At 70.7% G+C, this 16,835-nt stretch carries 16 protein-coding genes and 1 tRNA gene; 10 read left to right on the forward strand and 7 right to left on the reverse strand.

What is annotated here, in order from left to right; all coding sequences use genetic code 11:
- Window positions 1-8 precede the first annotated feature (8 nt).
- Entirely contained in the window at window positions 9-233 is a 225-nt protein-coding gene (locus tag QFZ58_RS21725; protein WP_307126570.1) for a hypothetical protein, read from the forward strand.
- 21 nt (window positions 234-254) lie between these two features.
- Here the strand turns inward: QFZ58_RS21725 and QFZ58_RS21730 are convergent, their stop codons facing one another.
- From QFZ58_RS21730 to QFZ58_RS21750, 5 genes are all read right to left on the reverse strand, one after another.
- Window positions 255-854: an RcpC/CpaB family pilus assembly protein gene (locus QFZ58_RS21730; RefSeq protein WP_307126571.1), complete on the reverse strand. Its 600-nt coding sequence runs from the start codon at window positions 852-854 to the stop codon at window positions 255-257.
- A 204-nt stretch (window positions 855-1,058) separates the two neighbouring features.
- A complete protein-coding gene (locus QFZ58_RS21735) occupies window positions 1,059-1,907 on the reverse strand; it encodes an S-methyl-5'-thioadenosine phosphorylase (RefSeq protein ID WP_307126572.1) in 849 nt (282 codons plus the stop codon).
- 89 nt (window positions 1,908-1,996) lie between these two features.
- Window positions 1,997-2,341 (reverse strand): FmdB family zinc ribbon protein, encoded by a 345-nt coding sequence (locus QFZ58_RS21740; protein WP_307126573.1) that lies wholly within the window; start codon window positions 2,339-2,341, stop codon window positions 1,997-1,999.
- 66 nt (window positions 2,342-2,407) lie between these two features.
- Window positions 2,408-3,688 carry an MFS transporter gene (locus tag QFZ58_RS21745; RefSeq protein WP_307126574.1) on the reverse strand — a complete coding sequence of 427 codons (1,281 nt, stop codon included), beginning with the start codon at window positions 3,686-3,688 and terminating at the stop codon, window positions 2,408-2,410.
- Between the two features lie 298 nt (window positions 3,689-3,986).
- Entirely contained in the window at window positions 3,987-5,585 is a 1,599-nt protein-coding gene (locus QFZ58_RS21750; RefSeq protein WP_307126575.1) for a potassium/proton antiporter, read from the reverse strand.
- 275 nt (window positions 5,586-5,860) lie between these two features.
- Between QFZ58_RS21750 and QFZ58_RS21755 the strand changes: the two genes are divergently transcribed.
- Complete coding sequence (locus QFZ58_RS21755; protein WP_307126576.1) at window positions 5,861-8,611, forward strand: penicillin acylase family protein; 2,751 nt, start codon at window positions 5,861-5,863, stop codon at window positions 8,609-8,611.
- Window positions 8,612-8,635: 24 nt separating this feature from the next.
- Here QFZ58_RS21755 and QFZ58_RS21760 read toward each other — a convergent pair whose 3' ends face one another.
- Entirely contained in the window at window positions 8,636-9,217 is a 582-nt protein-coding gene (locus QFZ58_RS21760; protein WP_307126577.1) for a 5-formyltetrahydrofolate cyclo-ligase, read from the reverse strand.
- A 106-nt stretch (window positions 9,218-9,323) separates the two neighbouring features.
- On the opposite strand from QFZ58_RS21760, the gene galU reads away from it, so the two are divergent.
- The 7 genes from galU to QFZ58_RS21795 all read left to right on the forward strand — a co-directional run bounded on the left by galU (window position 9,324) and on the right by QFZ58_RS21795 (window position 14,765).
- A complete protein-coding gene (gene galU / locus QFZ58_RS21765) occupies window positions 9,324-10,226 on the forward strand; it encodes a UTP--glucose-1-phosphate uridylyltransferase GalU (protein ID WP_307126578.1) in 903 nt (300 codons plus the stop codon).
- Window positions 10,227-10,230: 4 nt separating this feature from the next.
- Window positions 10,231-11,541 carry a gephyrin-like molybdotransferase Glp gene (gene glp / locus QFZ58_RS21770; RefSeq protein ID WP_307126579.1) on the forward strand — a complete coding sequence of 437 codons (1,311 nt, stop codon included), beginning with the start codon at window positions 10,231-10,233 and terminating at the stop codon, window positions 11,539-11,541.
- A 123-nt stretch (window positions 11,542-11,664) separates the two neighbouring features.
- On the forward strand, window positions 11,665-12,165 hold the full coding sequence (gene moaC, locus QFZ58_RS21775; RefSeq protein ID WP_307126580.1) for a cyclic pyranopterin monophosphate synthase MoaC: 501 nt from the start codon (window positions 11,665-11,667) through the stop codon (window positions 12,163-12,165).
- Window positions 12,162-12,695: a molybdenum cofactor biosynthesis protein B gene (locus QFZ58_RS21780; protein ID WP_307126581.1), complete on the forward strand. Its 534-nt coding sequence runs from the start codon at window positions 12,162-12,164 to the stop codon at window positions 12,693-12,695. Before moaC ends, QFZ58_RS21780 begins: the two co-directional genes overlap by 4 nt.
- A 17-nt stretch (window positions 12,696-12,712) precedes the next feature.
- Window positions 12,713-13,333: a GNAT family N-acetyltransferase gene (locus QFZ58_RS21785; RefSeq protein WP_307126582.1), complete on the forward strand. Its 621-nt coding sequence runs from the start codon at window positions 12,713-12,715 to the stop codon at window positions 13,331-13,333.
- A 124-nt stretch (window positions 13,334-13,457) separates the two neighbouring features.
- Window positions 13,458-14,606, forward strand: a complete 1,149-nt coding sequence (gene glpR / locus QFZ58_RS21790) for a gephyrin-like molybdotransferase receptor GlpR (RefSeq protein ID WP_307126583.1) — start codon at window positions 13,458-13,460, stop codon at window positions 14,604-14,606.
- Window positions 14,607-14,691: 85 nt separating this feature from the next.
- Window positions 14,692-14,765: transfer RNA gene (locus QFZ58_RS21795), tRNA-Ala, on the forward strand.
- Between the two features lie 363 nt (window positions 14,766-15,128).
- Here the strand turns inward: QFZ58_RS21795 and QFZ58_RS21800 are convergent.
- Complete coding sequence (locus QFZ58_RS21800) at window positions 15,129-15,662, reverse strand: flavoprotein (protein ID WP_307126584.1); 534 nt, start codon at window positions 15,660-15,662, stop codon at window positions 15,129-15,131.
- Between the two features lie 373 nt (window positions 15,663-16,035).
- On the opposite strand from QFZ58_RS21800, the gene QFZ58_RS21805 reads away from it, so the two are divergent.
- A complete protein-coding gene (locus QFZ58_RS21805) occupies window positions 16,036-16,821 on the forward strand; it encodes an SAM-dependent methyltransferase (protein ID WP_307126585.1) in 786 nt (261 codons plus the stop codon).
- Window positions 16,822-16,835: the final 14 nt, after the last annotated feature.

Below are 16,835 nucleotides of genomic sequence, written 5' to 3' on the forward strand. Positions count from 1 at the left end.
TTGGAGACATGAGTACCGCCCCCGCCCCCGGACCGCGAGAGTCGAAGCCGTCGCGGCCGCACGAGCAGCCGCCGCAGGAGCCAAGGCCGAGGCCGGTTCTGATCTTCGACGATCCGCTGGACCGGCAGTCCGCGGACGATACGGACCAGGGGTGGGGCGAGCGGGCTCCGGCCGGTGGCAGTGCCGCCGACCTGGCGCGTTTCCTCGACGAGAAGCCGCCGCACCACACCTGATCGCCCCGGGGACGGCACCGGCTACCCGGCACGTGACACCGCCAGGACGAGCCTCCCCGACGCACCGGCGCCCGCCAGGGCCGCCGCGGTCTCGCGCCGCACGGCGAGAACGACCAGCGCCCCGCCGCCATGGTCGGGCGCGCCGCCGGGCCCGGACGCCCAGGCCGGTAGCGAGCCGTCAGGACCGCGCGGGATCCTCGTGACCCGTACGTCCTTCGCCACGAGGCGGGCTCTCGGCTCCCCCTCGTGCGCCGCGATCACATCGACCCGGTCTCCCGGCCGGAGCAGGCCGACCGTTGCCGCGTCGGCGATCCGCACGGGTGCGGACACGAGCCGGACGCGCCGCCGGTCCGCCTCCGGTCCGGGCCGTGCGTCACCCCCGGCCGAGGCCCTCCCCTCCGCTCCCGCCTGAGCCACGCCGCCGGAGCCGGAACCCCCGAGACCCGAGACGGCGAACACGGCGCAGGACAGGGCGAAGCCGGCCGCCGTCGCGCGGCGGTGTCCCCGCAGCGTGCGCCGCAGCCTCCCGCCACCCCCGCCGCGCACACGCAGGGGCGCGAAGGGTGGGATGCCGCAGGGCGCGGGAGGCGCGGGACGCGTATCGGGCACCGACGGGAACATGGCCAACACCACCAGTCGTGAGGGGCGTACGAGACGGACTCGCTCACCCTCCCCCGAGATGACGAACCTCGCTGGTGCCTGTGGACAGCCCTCACGTTGTGGACAACTCGGCCGCCCGTACGAGCCCGTACGAGCCACGCCCGTACGAGCCACGCCCGTACGAGCCCGTACGAGTCGGCGGCGTGCGTGAGCCGCCGACCTGACCTAAGGGAGCTCCACCCCGGTCTCGATCCCGTCCAGCCCGTGGGCGCACACGCAGTCGCGGTCCTCGCCCTTGGGCAGCGCGGCCACGGCGTCGAACAGCACCGACCGCAGGCGGTCCACATTGGCCGCGAACACCTCCAGAACCTCCCCGTGATTGACGCCGTCACCGGCTTCGGCACCCGCGTCGAGGTCGGTCACCAGGGTCAACGTCGTGTAACACAGGCTTAGTTCGCGAGCGAGTACGGCCTCCGGGTGCCCCGTCATCCCGACGACGGACCAGCCCATGGCCGCGTGCCAGCGTGATTCCGCGCGGGTCGAGAAACGGGGACCTTCGACCACCACCAGCGTCCCGCCGTCCACCGGTTCCCAGTCGCGTCCCCGTGCCGCCGCCAGGGCGGCCCTGCGTCCCTCGGGGCAGTAGGGATCGCCGAATCCGAGATGCACCACGTTCGGTCGGACGCCGTCGCTCCGCGTCTCGCCGTCGTAGTACGTCTGGGTGCGGGCCTTGGTCCGGTCCACCAGTTGATCCGGTACGAGCAGGGTGCCCGGCCCGTACTCCGGGCGCAGGCCGCCGACGGCGCACGGGCCCAGTACCTGGCGGACGCCGAGGGAACGCAGGGCCCAGAGATTGGCGCGGTAGTTGATGCGGTGCGGCGGCAGGTGGTGGCCGCGCCCGTGGCGGGGGAGGAAGGCCACCCGGCGGCCCGCGATCTCGCCCAGGAAGAGGGAGTCGCTCGGTGCCCCGTACGGGGTCTCCACCTGGACTTCGGTCACGTCCTCCAGGAAGGAGTAGAAGCCCGATCCGCCGATGACACCGATTTCCGCTGTAGCTGCTTCTGCGTTCGCCATGCGGTCACACTAACCGCGGGGTGGACACGACAGGGACCCCGCCGAGTGATCAGCGGGGTCCCTGCGAAGCCTGTGGTGTACGCGCGGTCTCAGGCGGCCGACGTACTGCTCGACGACGAGGACGTCGACGACGAGGACGAGGACGTCGAGGACGAGGTGGACGCCGAAGCCGCCGGCTTGGAATCCGATCCCGACGAGGACGGCGTGGTGGACGAACCGGACGCCTTCGGGGTGACCGGCGTGCTGCTCGACGAGGAGCCGCGGCTGTCGTTCCGGTAGAAACCGGAACCCTTGAAGACGATGCCGACCGCCGAGAACACCTTCTTGAGGCGTCCCTCGCAGTTCGGGCACACGGTCAAAGCATCATCGGTGAACTTCTGCACCGCCTCGAGGCCCTCGCCGCATTCGGTGCACTGGTACTGATAGGTCGGCACTTGCTCCTCCTGGCACTCTCACTCAATGAGTGCTAACGACGCTCCATACTGACGTATTCCGAGCCATCAGTCCACTGCGACCGGCTCGCGGTGACCGATCCCACGTGCCACCGTCCGTCCCTGCGGCCGGGGTGCCAGCCGTGAGCGCAGGGCAAGGAGGGTCACCAGGGCCAGCGCCGTCCCGGCCAGGGGGACCACGAAACCGGTGCTCGCGCCATGGGCGTCCGCGAGTTGTCCGGCCGCGGTGACGGCGGCCGCCTGGCCGAGCGCCACCGCGCCCGTCAGCCACGTGAAGGCCTCGGTTCGGGCGGAGGCCGGCACCAGCGCCTCGACCAGCGTGTAGCCGCTGATCAGCGCGGGGGCGATGCAGAGGCCGACCAGCAGCCCGAGACCGGCCAGCAGCGGCACGGAGTGGACCGCCCAGAGCCCGGACGCGGTCAGTGTCAGGGCCACGTACCCGACGATCAGCCGACGGCGCGGACTGCTCTTCCAGGCGATGGCGCCACAGGCGATCCCGGCCAGCATGTTGCCGGCCGCGAAGATCCCGTAGAGCAGACCGTTGACGCCCGGACGCCCGATCTCCTCGGAGAACGCGGTCAGGGAGACCTGCATGCCCCCGAAGACGGCGCCGATGCCCAGGAAGGTGATCGCGAGGACACGTACGCCCGGTACGGAGAGTGCCGAGCGGTGCGGCTCGGCGGCGGTCGCCGCACTCCGGACGGCCGGCTCGGTGGAGCGCCGGGCGGCGAACAGGACACCGCCGACGAGCGTCAGCGCCGCCTCGGCGACCAACCCGGCCGCCGGGTGCACGCCGGTGCACAGCGCGGTGGCGAGCACGGGGCCGATGACGAAGGTGAACTCGTCCGTCACGGACTCGAAAGCGGCGGCCGTGGCCATCAGGGGGGACGCGGGCCGCCCAGGGGCGGCACCGAGCCGGGCCGCCCAGCGGGCGCGGACCATGGGCCCGACCTGCGGGATGGAGGCCCCGGTGGGCACGGCCGCGAGGAACAGCACCCACAGGGGCGCGTGAACCAGGGCGAGCGCCGTGAGCGTTCCGACGGAGACGGCGTGCACCAGGACGCCGGGCAGCAGAACCGCGCGCTGGCCGAACCGGTCGGCGAGCCTGCCGCTCTGCGGGGCGAACAGGGCCATCGAGACGCCGGACGCGGCGGCCACGGCGCCCGCACTGCCGTACGAACCGGTGGTGTGCTGAACCAGGAGCACGATGCTGATGGTCAGCATCGCGAAGGGCTGCCGGGCGGCGAAGCCCGGGAGAAGGAAGGTCCACGCACCCGGGGTGCGCAGCAACTGCCCGTAACCGGGGCGGTCGGAGACCGTGGACGCCACGGTCCATGCCTTTCTGCCGCCTGGTGGCCTTGCTCCCTCGGGCCGGCACCGGGGTGCCGGGCTCCTGCGGGCGCTGCCGAGAGCTGTCCTCTTCGCGCGGGACTGCGGTAGATGCCGGGCGCTCGCTCCAGAGGCGAGAGACGCCACGACCGCCATACGGTCGCGCCAGCTCTGCATCAGGCAGAGTTGGTCGATCAAATCAAATCGGGTGAATCAATGGGGTAGCAGTCCTTCATCTTACAGGCGAGGGGGCAGGTGTGCCTGTGATTGCGCCTGAGGTCCCCGTCACCACCTCTGTTCAGTGGCGGGCCTTCGTGCCCCCCGAAGCGCTGCCCGGCCGGCGCCGCGTGCCGCCGGCCGGTGAGCCGCCCCGGGCGGAAGACCCGCCCTCGCCGCCCCGGCCCAGCTTCTTCGCCAGCTTCATGACGTGCGGCAGGTCCAGGGAGGCGTCGTCCTGACGCCCGGCCCCGCCGGCCCCCAGCCAGCCGGCCAGCTTGCCGCCCCGGCCGACCGCACGCAGGCGTGCCTCGGCCGCGTCACGCACCGGGTCGGTCGCGACGACCAGGAGTTCGTCCCCGCGCCGTAGCACCGTGGACGGCGCGGGCACGAAGCTCTTGCCTTCCCGTACGACGAGGGTGACGGCTGCCCCGGCCGGCAGCCGCAGTTCGGCGACCTCCACGCCGTGCATCTTCGACTTCCCGGGGACCGCGACGGACAGCAGATGCCCGCGCAGCCGCTCCAGGGGCGCCGATTCGATGCCCAGGTCCGCGGTTTCGGAGGGGTCGTCGGCGATCTTCAGGGCCTTGGCGAGCCAGGGCAGGGTGGGCCCCTGGATCAGCGTGTAGACGATGACGAGCACGAAGACGATGTTGAAGACCCGGGTGCTGCCCTCGATCCCGGACACCATCGGGATGGTCGCCAGGATGATGGGTACGGCGCCACGCAGTCCCGCCCAGGACATCAGGGCCTTCTCGCGCCCCGGCAGCCGGAACGGCACCAGGCTGATGAAGACCGACAGCGGCCGTGCGACGGCGGTGAGGACCAGCCCCACGACCACGGCGGGCCAGAAGTCGTCGATCAGGTCGTGCGGGGTGACCAGCAGGCCGAGCAGGACGAACATGCCGATCTGCGCCAGCCAGCCGAGCCCGTCCGCGAAGCCCCGGGTGGCCGGCCAGTGCGGCAGCTTGGAGTTGCCGAGGACCATCGCGGCCAGGTAGACGGCCAGGAACCCGCTGCCGTGGGCCATGGCGCCGGCCGCGTACGCCGACACCGCGATGGCCATGACGGCGATCGGGTAGAGCCCGGACGCGGGCAGTGCCACATGGCGCAGGCCGAAGGAGCCGAGCCAGCCCACGGCGAGGCCGATGGCCGCGCCGATGGCCAGCTCCAGGGCTATCTCGCCCACCAGGACGTACCAGTGCTCCACGGGGCCGACCGTGGAGAACGCGACGACGAGGATGACCACGGGGGCGTCGTTGAAGCCCGACTCGGCCTCCAGCACGCCCGTGATGCGGGAGGGGAGGGGGACCTTGCGCAACACGGAGAAGACCGCAGCCGCGTCGGTGGACGAGACGACGGCGCCGATGATCAGGGCCTGCCGCCATTCCAGGCCGACGAGGTAGTGTGCCGCGCCCGCGGTGACACCCACGCTGATGCCCACGCCGACGGTCGACAGCATGGCCGCCGCCGGGAGGGCGGGCCTGACTTCTTTCCACTTCGTGCCCAGACCGCCCTCGGCGAGGATGACGACAAGGGCGGCGTAGCCGATCACCTGGGTCAACTCGGCGTTGTCGAACTTGACGTCGAAGAAGCCGTCCTGGCCCATGGCGATGCCGATGCCGAGGTACAGGAGCAGGCTGGGGAGTCCGCTGCGGGACGAGATGCGTACGGCCGCCACGGCGACCAGCAGGACGAGTGAGCAGACGAGCAGAAGTTCGTTGAGCGCGTGGACAGTCAGGGTCCGTTCCTTCCCTGCGTACGCCTTCCGGATCGGCCTCCGGCGGCCAGTACTTCGTTACCTTACCTAATCTTTAACGTTTTCTTGACGCTTCGAGTGTTCGTGCGAGCAGTACGCAAATGGAGGCATCTCCGTACCGCGTCCGAGTGGCTTCGGCAGGGCGCCTATGGTTGCTCCTGCACTCCCAGGACCACCCTGCCCCTCGAAGGACAGCGATGCCCGCCAATACAACCGCCCCTTCCGGTTCTTCCGATGCGAAGAAGTCCGGCAGGAAGAAGGGGCGACGCGCCCGCCTGCTCGTGATCGTCCTGGTGCTGGCGCTCGTCGCGGGTATCGGTTACGGCGCCTTCTGGTCCGTTTCCACGGTCCGGGCCTCATATCCGCAGACCACCGGTTCGATCGAGCTCAAGGGCCTCACCGGCAACGTCGACGTCAAACGCGACGACTACGGGATCCCGCAGATCTACGCGGACTCCGACAGCGACCTCTTCCGGGCCCAGGGCTTCGTCCAGGCCCAGGACCGGTTCTGGGAGATGGACGTCCGCCGTCACATGACGTCGGGCCGGCTCTCCGAGATGTTCGGCTCCGGCCAGGTCGAGACCGATGCCTTCCTGCGGACGCTGGGCTGGCGTCAGGTCGCGCAGAAGGAGTACGACGAGGTCCTGGACGAGGACACCAAGAAGAACCTGCGGGCTTACGCGGACGGAGTGAACGCGTACCTGGAGGGCAAGGACGGCCAGGACATCTCCGTGGAGTACGCGGCACTCGGCCTGACCAACGACTACAAGCCCACCGAGTGGACCCCGGTCGACTCGGTCGCCTGGCTCAAGGCGATGGCCTGGGACCTGCGCGGCAACATGCAGGACGAGATCGACCGCTCGCTGATGACCAGCAGGCTCGGCGAGAAGCAGATCGAGGACCTCTACCCGGCCTATCCGTACAAGAAGAACAAGCCGATCGTCGAGCAGGGCGCGGTCGACCCCGTCACGGGGAAGTTCGACCAGGACGCCGAGCCGTCGGACGGCATCGGCTCGAGCACCGTCCAGGACGCCACCGACGGCCTGAACACCCAGCTCTCCGCCCTCTCCGACACCCTCGACGAGATCCCCGCGCTGCTGGGCCCCAACGGGAGCGGCATCGGATCGAACTCCTGGGTCGTCTCCGGCGACTACACGACGACCGGCAAGCCCCTGCTGGCCAACGACCCGCACCTGGCGCCGATGCTGCCCTCGCTCTGGTACCAGATGGGGCTGCACTGCCGTCAGCTCTCGGACACCTGCCGGTACGACACGGCGGGTTACACGTTCTCCGGGATGCCCGGTGTGATCATCGGTCACAACCAGGACATCGCGTGGGGCTTCACCAACCTCGGCGCCGACGTCACCGACCTCTTCCTGGAGAAGGTCTCGGGCGACGGCTACCAGTACGACGGCAGGACCGAGCCCTTCGTCACCCGCGAGGAGACCATCAAGGTCGCGGGCGGCAAGAGCCGGAAGATCACCGTCCGCGAGACCAACAACGGTCCGCTGGTCTCCGACCGCAGCAACGAGCTGGAGAAGGTGGGCAAGAAGGCCCCCGTCACCAACTCGGCCCCCGACCGGGGGGACGGCTACGCGGTCGCGCTGAAGTGGACCGCGCTGGAACCCGGAAAGTCGATGGACGCGGTCTTCGAGATGAACCGCGCCAAGGACTTCACGACCTTCCGGGCGGCGGCCGAGCACTTCGAGGTGCCCTCGCAGAACCTCATCTACGCGGACACCGACGGCCACATCGGCTACCAGGCCCCGGGCAAGATCCCGGTCCGCGTCAAGGGCGACGGCACCCTGCCGAGCCCCGGCTGGACCTCGGACTACGGCTGGAAGAAGGACCCGGTCCCCTTCGACGAGCTGCCGTACGAGTACGACCCGGAGCGCGGCTACATCGTCACCGCCAACCAGGCCGTGATCGACGAGAAGGACTACGGCCCCCTGCTGACCAAGGACTGGGGCTACGGCGCCCGCAGTCAGCGGATCAACGACCTCATCGAGTCGAAGATCAAGGGCGGCGGGAAGATCTCGACCGACGACATGCAGCAGCTGCAGATGGACAACCACAGCACCATCGCCGCCGAGCTGGTGCCCGAGCTGCTGAAGATCGGCGTCTCCGACAAGAGCGTCCGTGAGGCGCAGAAGCTGCTCGAGGGCTGGGACTACACCCAGGAGCCCGACTCGGCCGCGGCCGCGTACTTCAACGGCGTCTGGCGCAACATCCTCAAGCTCGCCTTCGGCAACAAGCTCCCCAAGGAGATGCGCGCCAAGGGCGACTGCCTGTACGTCCAGCCCGCCCTCGGCACCGGGCCGGTGGACGAGCGGAACAGGCTCGTACGGGAGTGCGGTCAGCGCGACCCCGACGCGGCGCAGCCGGACGGCGGCGACCGCTGGTACGAGGTCGTCGACGGCATCCTCGACGACACGGACAACGAGTGGTGGAAGGTCCCGGCCAAGGGGCGCGAAAAGGCGATCGACAGCCGTGACGAACTCTTCGCCCGTGCGATGGAGGACGCCCGCTGGGAACTCACCGCCGAGCTCGGCAAGGACATCAGCACCTGGAGCTGGGGCCGGCTGCACCAGCTGACCCTGCGCAACCAGACACTCGGCACCGAGGGCCCGGGTCTCCTGCAGCGCGCACTCAACCGCGGCCCCTGGCACCTCGGCGGCGGCGAGGCCGCGGTCGATGCGACCGGATGGAACGCGGCGGGCGGCTACGACGTCATCTGGGTCCCGTCGATGCGGATGGTCGTCAACGTGGGGGACTGGGACAAGTCCCGCTGGATCAACCTCACCGGCGCTTCCGGGCACGCCTTCAGCGCGCACTACACGGATCAGACCGACAAGTGGGTCGACGGTGAGCTCCTCGACTGGTCCTTCGGGACCAACGCGGTCGGCCAGTCCACGGTCGACACGCTGACGCTCAAGAAACCGTCCTGACGCCCGGCAGGCCGGGGTCCGCCGTCAGCGCGTGAAGCGCAGCGCCCGCACCGGCGTGATCACGGCGTCCACGGGGTGGTCGTGCGGTTCCTCCGGGACCTGCGCGACCACCTCGTCGTCGTACAGCAGGACGGCCAGGGCGGGACGGGCCCCGGCCGCCGACAGCCGGGCCAGCACCCTGTCGTAGCTGCCCCCGCCGCGGCCGAGCCGCATGCCGCGCCGGTCCACGGCGAGTCCGGGCAGCAGGACCACGTCCGCGTCGAGGACCGCGTCAGGACCGAGGCGGTCGCCGTCCGGCTCCAGCAGGCCCCGCCCGGCGGGCACGAGGTGACCGGCACCCCGGTACGCCGCCCAGTCCAGGTCGTTGTCCGCCAGGAGCACCGGCAGCAGCACCCGCACACCCCGGGCGCGCAGGAGGTCCAGGAGCGCGTGCGTGCCCGGCTCGCGCCCTACGGAGACGTACGCCGCCACCGTCCGGGCGCCAATGAGCTCGGGGAGGGCGGCGGCGCAGGAGGCGAGGAGCTCGGCGGCGTCCGTCACGTCCTGGGAGGTCAGGAGACGGCGGGCGGCCAGCAGTTCGCGCCGTAGGAGGGTCTTTCGGGACATGTCGTCGTTCAACAGGTGCTCACGTACCTCGCGTATGGGTTCATATGAGGGCGAAGTTAACCGGACGCTCATCTTCCGCCCATGTCCAGCGGTTAGAGTTCAGCGCATGACTCAGTCGCGCCCCAGGATCAGCAAAGCTGTCATCCCAGCTGCAGGTCTTGGCACCCGGTTCCTGCCGGCGACCAAGGCCACTCCCAAGGAGATGCTGCCTGTCGTCGACAAGCCCGCCATCCAGTATGTCGTCGAAGAGGCGGTCACCGCAGGCCTCTCCGACGTGCTGATGATCACCGGTCGCAACAAGCGTCCCCTGGAGGACCACTTCGACCGGAATTACGAGCTGGAGTCGGCACTGACCCGCAAGGGGGACGACGAGCGCCTCTCCAAAGTCCAGGAGTCGAGCGACCTGGCCACCATGCACTACGTCCGCCAGGGCGACCCGCGAGGCCTGGGCCACGCTGTCCTGTGCGCGGCGCCGCACGTGGGCGACCAGCCCTTCGCCGTCCTCCTCGGCGACGACCTGATCGACCCGCGCGACCCCCTGCTCGCACGGATGGTCGAGATCCAGGAGCGCGAGGGCGGCAGCGTCATCGCCCTCATGGAGGTCGACCCGGCACAGATCCACATGTACGGCTGCGCGGCCACCGAGGCCACGACGGACAGCGACGTCGTACGCGTCACGGGGCTGGTGGAGAAGCCCGACCCGGCCGACGCGCCCAGCAACCTCGCCATCATCGGCCGTTACGTCCTGGACCCCGCGGTCTTCGACATACTGCGCCGGACCGAGCCCGGCCGCGGCGGCGAGATCCAGCTCACCGACGCGCTGCAACTGCTGGCCGAGGACGAGAAGATCGGCGGCCCTGTGCACGGCGTCGTCTTCAAGGGCCGCCGCTATGACACCGGGGACCGCGGAGACTATCTGCGTGCCATTGTCAGACTCGCGTGCGAACGTGAGGATCTGGGCCCGGACTTCCGGACCTGGCTGCGCAGTTACGTCACCGAGGAGTTGTAACAGCTTGAGCGGCACGATCTGGTCGGTTGACGAGCACCTGGACGACATCCTCGCGGCGGTGAGACCACTCGAGCCGATCGAGCTGCAACTGCCCGATGCCCAGGGCTGCGTCCTCGTCGAGGACGTCGTGGTGGAGGTCGCCCTTCCGCCCTTCGACAACAGCTCGATGGACGGGTACGCCGTCCGGGTCTCCGATCTCGAGGGCGCCGACGAGGAGTTCCCCGCCGTGCTCACCGTCATCGGTGACGTTGCGGCGGGCGACGGAGGGCTGCCCGACGGCCGCTCCGTCGGCCCGGGCGAGGCGGCCCGCATCATGACCGGTGCCCCGCTGCCCGCAGGGGCCGAGGCGGTCGTCCCGGTCGAGTGGACCGACGGCGGCACGGGCGGTGGCCCGGCAGCGGCCATGCGGGCCCACAGCGAAGCGCCGGAAGGCGCGAGCGGAGAGGTCCGCGTCCACCGCCCCGTGCAGGCCCGCGCCCATGTCCGGGCGCGGGGCAGCGACGTGCGGCCCGGAGACCTGGCGCTCCGCGCGGGCGCCGTCGTCGGTCCGGCGCAGATCGGGCTCCTCGCCGCCATCGGGCGCTCCACGGTGAAGGTGCGGCCCCGTCCGCGGGTCGTCGTGGTCTCGACCGGCAGTGAGCTGGTCCAGCCGGGCGAGGCGCTGACCGGCGGCCGGATCTACGACTCCAACAGCTTCGCGCTGACGGCCGCGGCGCGCGACGCCGGGGCCATCGCCTACCGTGTCCCCGCCGTCGCCGACGACGCGGCCACGCTGCGCGCCACGATCGAGGACCAGCTCATCCGTGCCGACATTGTCGTCACCACCGGTGGCGTGAGCGTCGGCGCGTACGACGTGGTCAAGGAGGCCCTCTCCTACGTCGGCGACGAGGACGAGCCGGGCAGCGGCATCCAGTTCCGGAAGCTGGCCATGCAGCCGGGCAAACCGCAGGGCTTCGGATCGATCGGCCCCGACCACACGCCGCTGCTGGCACTGCCCGGCAATCCGGTCTCCTCGTACGTCTCCTTCGAGTTGTTCGTACGGCCGGCGATCCGGGCCCTGATGGGTCTCCCGGACGTCCACCGGCCGACGGTCCGGGCCGGGCTGAGCATCGACAAGGCCCTCGCCTCGCCAGCCGGCAAACGCCAGTTCCTGCGGGGCACCTACGACGCCGAGGCGGGCACCGTCACTCCGGTCGGCGGCGCCGGATCGCATCTGATCGCCGCCCTCGCGCAGGCGGACGCGCTGATCGTGCTGCCCGAGGACGTCACCTCCGCCGAGCCCGGCACGGAGACCGAGGTGATCCTCCTCCGCTGACTTCCGCGCGGTGGCGGTACGGTATCTGGCGCTGTGCCTTACCGGGGGAAGCCCCCGGGCCCCCGGCCCCCACCTCGGTGCGGGCCGAGCGGGCATCGGCGCCCTACCGCTAGGCGGAGTGAGTTGAGTACGCAGAACAGACTGACGCACATCGACGAGGCGGGCGCGGCCCGCATGGTCGATGTGTCGCAGAAGGACGTCACGGCACGCGTCGCCCGGGCGAGCGGCAGGGTTCTGGTGTCGCCGCGTGTCGTCGAGCTCCTCAGGGGCGAGGGCGTCCCCAAGGGTGACGCGCTGGCCACCGCGAGGATCGCCGGGATCATGGGGGCCAAGCGCACCCCGGACCTCATCCCGCTCTGCCACCCGCTCGCCGTGTCCGGCGTGAAGGTCGATCTGAGCGTCGCCGACGACGCGGTGGAGATCCTGGCCACCGTGAAGACCACGGACCGTACGGGTGTCGAGATGGAGGCCCTGACCGCCGTCTCGGTCGCCGCGCTCACGGTGATCGACATGATCAAGGCGGTCGACAAGAGCGCCGTGATCACGGACGTCCGGGTCGAGGCGAAGTCGGGCGGCAAGTCCGGTGACTACCGGCGTCCCGCGCCGGAGGGGGCGGACGCATGAGCACGCCGGCCACGGATGCGCGGGGGGACGGCGGGCCCACCCGCTCCGCCCTCGTCGTGACCGCCTCGAACCGCGCGTCGGCCGGTGTCTACGCGGACCGGGGCGGCCCGATCATCGCCGAGGCACTCACGAACCTCGGGTTCGCCGTCGACGGCCCGCAGGTCGTTCCCGACGGCGACCCCGTGGAGGCCGCTCTGCGGGCGGGTGCGGCGGCCGGCTACGACGTGATCGTCACCACCGGCGGTACGGGCATCTCACCCACCGACCGCACCCCCGAGGCCACGCGCGGCGTCCTGGACCGGGAGATCCCGGGCATCGCCGAGGCGATCCGTGCCGAGGGCCGGGACAAGGTGCCCACCGCCGCGCTCTCCCGCGGCCTCGCGGGTGTCGCGAACGGCACGCTCATCGTGAATCTGCCCGGGTCCACCGGCGGTGTCCGCGACGGTCTGGCCGTCCTGAGCAGGCTTCTGGTGCACGCCGTCGACCAGCTTCGCGGCGGCGACCACCCCCGACCGGGGAGCCCGAGCTGAACGTCCCGACCTGGCCGGTGACCCTGACGGACGGCGAGATCACTCTCCGTCCGATAAAGCTGCGGGACCAGCGCGAGTGGCGTGAGGTCAACCGGCGCAACCGCGACTGGCTCCGGCCCTGGGAGGCGACCGTCCCGCCGCCCGCCCCCGGCGGTCCGGTCGCCCAGCGTCCCACCTACCGGCAGATGGTCAGGCACCTGCGTGCCGAGGCGAACGCGGGCCGGATGCTGCCCTTCGCCATCGAGTACGAGGGGCGTCTCGTCGGGCAGTTGACGGTTGCCGGGATCACCTGGGGTTCGATGTGCTCGGGCCATGTCGGCTACTGGGTCGACCGGAGTGTGGCGGGCCGCGGGGTCGTGCCCACCGCGGTGGCGCTGGCCGTCGACCACTGTTTCGGCACGGTCGGGCTGCACCGGATCGAGGTGTGCATTCGGCCCGAGAACGCCCCCAGCCGGAGGGTCGTGGAGAAACTCGGATTCCGGGAGGAAGGGCTTCGCCCGCGCTATCTGCACATCGACGGTGCGTGGCGCGACCACCTGATCTTCGCCCTCACGGCGGAGGAAGTGCCGGACAGCCTTCTGCGGCGTTGGCGCAGAGTACGGCCGGGTGCGCCGCACCCGCCCGGAGAAATGAAATAAGTGTTCGAATTTGATCGCTCTCCGACCGTAAAGGGATCCAGTCACGTCGAGCGGTGATCCGAACAATCACAAAAAAAGTCCGTGATATCAGCCGGATCGTGCGACACACCGGGCCAATTGGCGGATGCCGCCGTGCAAACCCCTCTACGGTGTGAGCGTGAGCAGCAGCGGCCTCATCTACGCAGTCATCGTCGGGGCCTGGGCCGCCTACCTGGTGCCGATGTGGCTCCGAAGGCAGGACGAGCTCAACGAGGCCCGTCCGACGGAACGCTTCAGCACCGCCATCCGGCTGCTGTCCGGACGGGCGGCCATGGAGCGCCGATACGCCAAGGAGTTGCAGGAGCGCGGTGCCGAGGAGGCGTCCGCCGACGTGGACCCGGATGCAGTCACGGACCGATGGGAGTCCGTGGACGTCCGGGCCTTCGCCGCGCCCCAGGCGCATACGGAAGCCCGGTTGCGCGATCCGGCGCACGAACGCCCGGGTGCGGAGCTTCCTCCGGCGCAGTCACCACGCCCCGCGCCTGTCAGGCGCTCGCGCGTGCCAGGCGCGGAGACGGAGCGCGAGCGCCGCGCCCGGCGCTCCCAGGTCCTGGCGCGCCGCCGGCGTACGACGACCGTCCTTTTCCTGGCGTTCACGCTGGGTGCGGTCGTCGCGGCGGTCGGCGGACTGCGTTTCCTGTGGGCGCCTGCCGTGCCCGCCGTGCTGCTGAGCGCGTACATCGTGCACCTGCGGTCGCAGGAACGGCGTCGCTTCGTGTTCACCATGGACCGGCGCCGGGCGGAGGACGCCGCGCAGCGGCTCCGTGAGAACCGCCCCCGACGGCACCAGCCCGCCGCGACGGCTCCCGCCGAGCCCGACGAGGAGCCCGAAGCGCCGGTCCCCACGCCCACGGTCTCCCCGCAGGAGGCCGGCCGCCGGGCGCTCGTCGAGCAGACGGACCACGCCGAGTGGGTCGACCAGCAGCGCGAACGCGGCCCGGCCCAGGGCGACAGCTGGGAACCGGTCCCGGTTCCGCTGCCGACCTACGTCACCGCACCCGTCGCCCCGCGCGCCACGGGCGGGGTGGAGGTCGGTGATCCGGAGACCTGGAGCGCGGCCCGCTCCAGCGCGGCCGAGCCCACCCAGACGGGCACCTCGCACCCTGTCGCCCCCGACGCGGACCCGGCGCCACGCCGACGCGCCAACCAGCCCCGGCGCACCCGCGACCGAGGTCGCACCCCGCTCTTCGACCAGTACGACGACGAGGACCGGCCGCGCGCGGCCAACGAGTGAGACCTGGCGAGGCCGACTCGGCTGACCTGCGGGATACGGATTTCCGAGCACCCCGATGAGGGTGCTAGAGTTTCACTCGTTGCAAGGGCCTGTGGCGCAGTCTGGTAGCGCACCTCGTTCGCATCGAGGGGGTCTGGGGTTCAAATCCCCACAGGTCCACCGCACGTCAAAGCCCCTACCGGGTTCACCTGGTAGGGGCTTTGAGCTGTCGTACAGCAGTGGAGTACAGCAACGACCCCGGATCTTGCCGACCCAGGTGCTTGCCGAGCTTGCGCAGTGTCTTCCGCGTCGCCTCGGCCCTCCGGGACGTCGTCCGCATCAGGCAGGCCGCCTTCGTGGCGCTCCGATCAGGCGCCGGGCATGGGCGGCCAGGGCGGTGAGCTTGTCGAGTTCGGCGAATTCTCCGATGCGCCGGTCCGGTGTCCGGTGGTTGTGGCCGTCAGGGGCCGTTCATCTGCGGTGGGTGCGGAATGCGAACCCACGGTGAAATCGCTGCCACGACGGATTGAGCGAAGGTCCGACTCAATTCCCCGGTACCCGGTGCGCGGACCCCAAGATCGCGGCCCACGGAAGCTCTCGATCTGCGGGGCCCCGGCGCGGTTCGTCCAATGACCAGACGTCAGGCCCGTACACCAGCTCGACGCCTGCGTTCCGAAGGGTCTCGATGTGTCCCTCCCACGCCGGATGCCGCGCATGTGCTGTGTTGATCCGCGGGAACACCACGACCGGGAGGCCGAGGGTGCCCAAGGCCTCGCTCACTTGCGTCAGGGCTTGATTGTCGGCGATCCCCGTCGCGAGCTTGGCGACGTAGTTCGCGCTTGCCGGGGCGACCACGTAGCAGTCGGCGACCGGGTGGGGGCGGGGCTCAGCCGGCAGGCGAGGCGCATCCCGCACCGGCAGGCCGGTCAGTGCTTCCAGTCGGTCCCACTCGCCGTTTGCCCGCAGCCAGCGGCCGGCACTCGGCGTCAGGGTCACGGCCACCTGCCAGCCGAGGGCGATGGCCGGCTCCACCAGTCCGGTGCGTAGTCGCTCGACTCCATCGGTTGCCGTACCCACGACTCCCAGCACTCCGCGGCTGCCTGCACTCACGGTTCCACCACCCGTATCGATCCGTTCCCGAGGGCGAGCAGTACAGCAGAGAAGTGCCGCGACCACAGACACGAGGTCCCGTCCGATGACAGGATCGGGCAGGATCTCGTGCTTCCGGGGCCTGTTCGTCGCCCCGCCCTCCCCGTCCCGCCGCCGGGACGCAGCACACCAGGCCGTCCCGGCGTCTCGCACCGGTCCAGGCATCGGGTGTGCTGCGCGAAGAAGCGACCACCCGGTAACCTGGGCGGTCCTCGCTCTCCAGCCCTCCCGGTGACCGCCGTTGAGTGTCGTGCGGGGCAGGTGCGGGGTGTCTGCTCGTGGTTCGTATGGAGGGCCCACTGTGACGGCCGGTATACCCAGCTCCCGTATCGACACCGGCAAGCCCCATCCGGCGCGCGTCTACGACTGGCTTCTCGGCGGCAAGGACAACTACCCGGTCGACCAGGAGGTCGGGGAGAAACTGCCGGCCGAGGCCCGGGCCAACGCGGCGCGGAACCGGGCCTTCATGCACCGGGCCTCCGCCTGGCTGGCGGGGCAGGGGATCGACCAGTTCCTGGACATCGGCACCGGCATCCCCACGGCGCCGAACCTCCATCAGATCGTGCAGGCCGTCGTACCGCGGGCCAGGGTCGTCTACGCGGACAACGACCCCATCGTGCTGCGTCACGCGGAAGCGCTGCTGGTGAGTCATCCCGAGGGTGCGACCGATTACATCCAGGCGGATGTGAGGCAGCCCGAGGCGATTCTCGAACACGCGGCGAAGTTCCTGGACTTCGGGCGGCCGGTCGCCCTGTCCCTCATCGCGCTGATGCACTTCCTGCCCGACGACCACGACCCGTACGGCATCACCCGCACGTTGGTCGAGGCGCTGCCCTCGGGCAGCTACCTCGTCCTCTCGCACGGGACCGCAGATCAGCACCCGGAGCTGAGGCAGGAGACCGAGTCCGCGTACACGAAGGGTGCGATCGCGCTGCGGATGCGTACGCGCGGCGAGGTCGAGCCGTTCTTCGCCGGGCTGGAGCTCGTCGCGCCGGGGCTGGTGACGGCGCCCGAGTGGTACCGGGACGGGACCGCGCCGGTGTACGAGCGCAGTGGGTTCTACGTGGGCGTGGCGAGGGTTCCGTAGGGCGGGGTCCGGCG

Origin of the sequence: Streptomyces sp. B1I3 (assembly GCF_030816615.1) — a bacterium.
Taxonomy (GTDB): domain Bacteria; phylum Actinomycetota; class Actinomycetes; order Streptomycetales; family Streptomycetaceae; genus Streptomyces.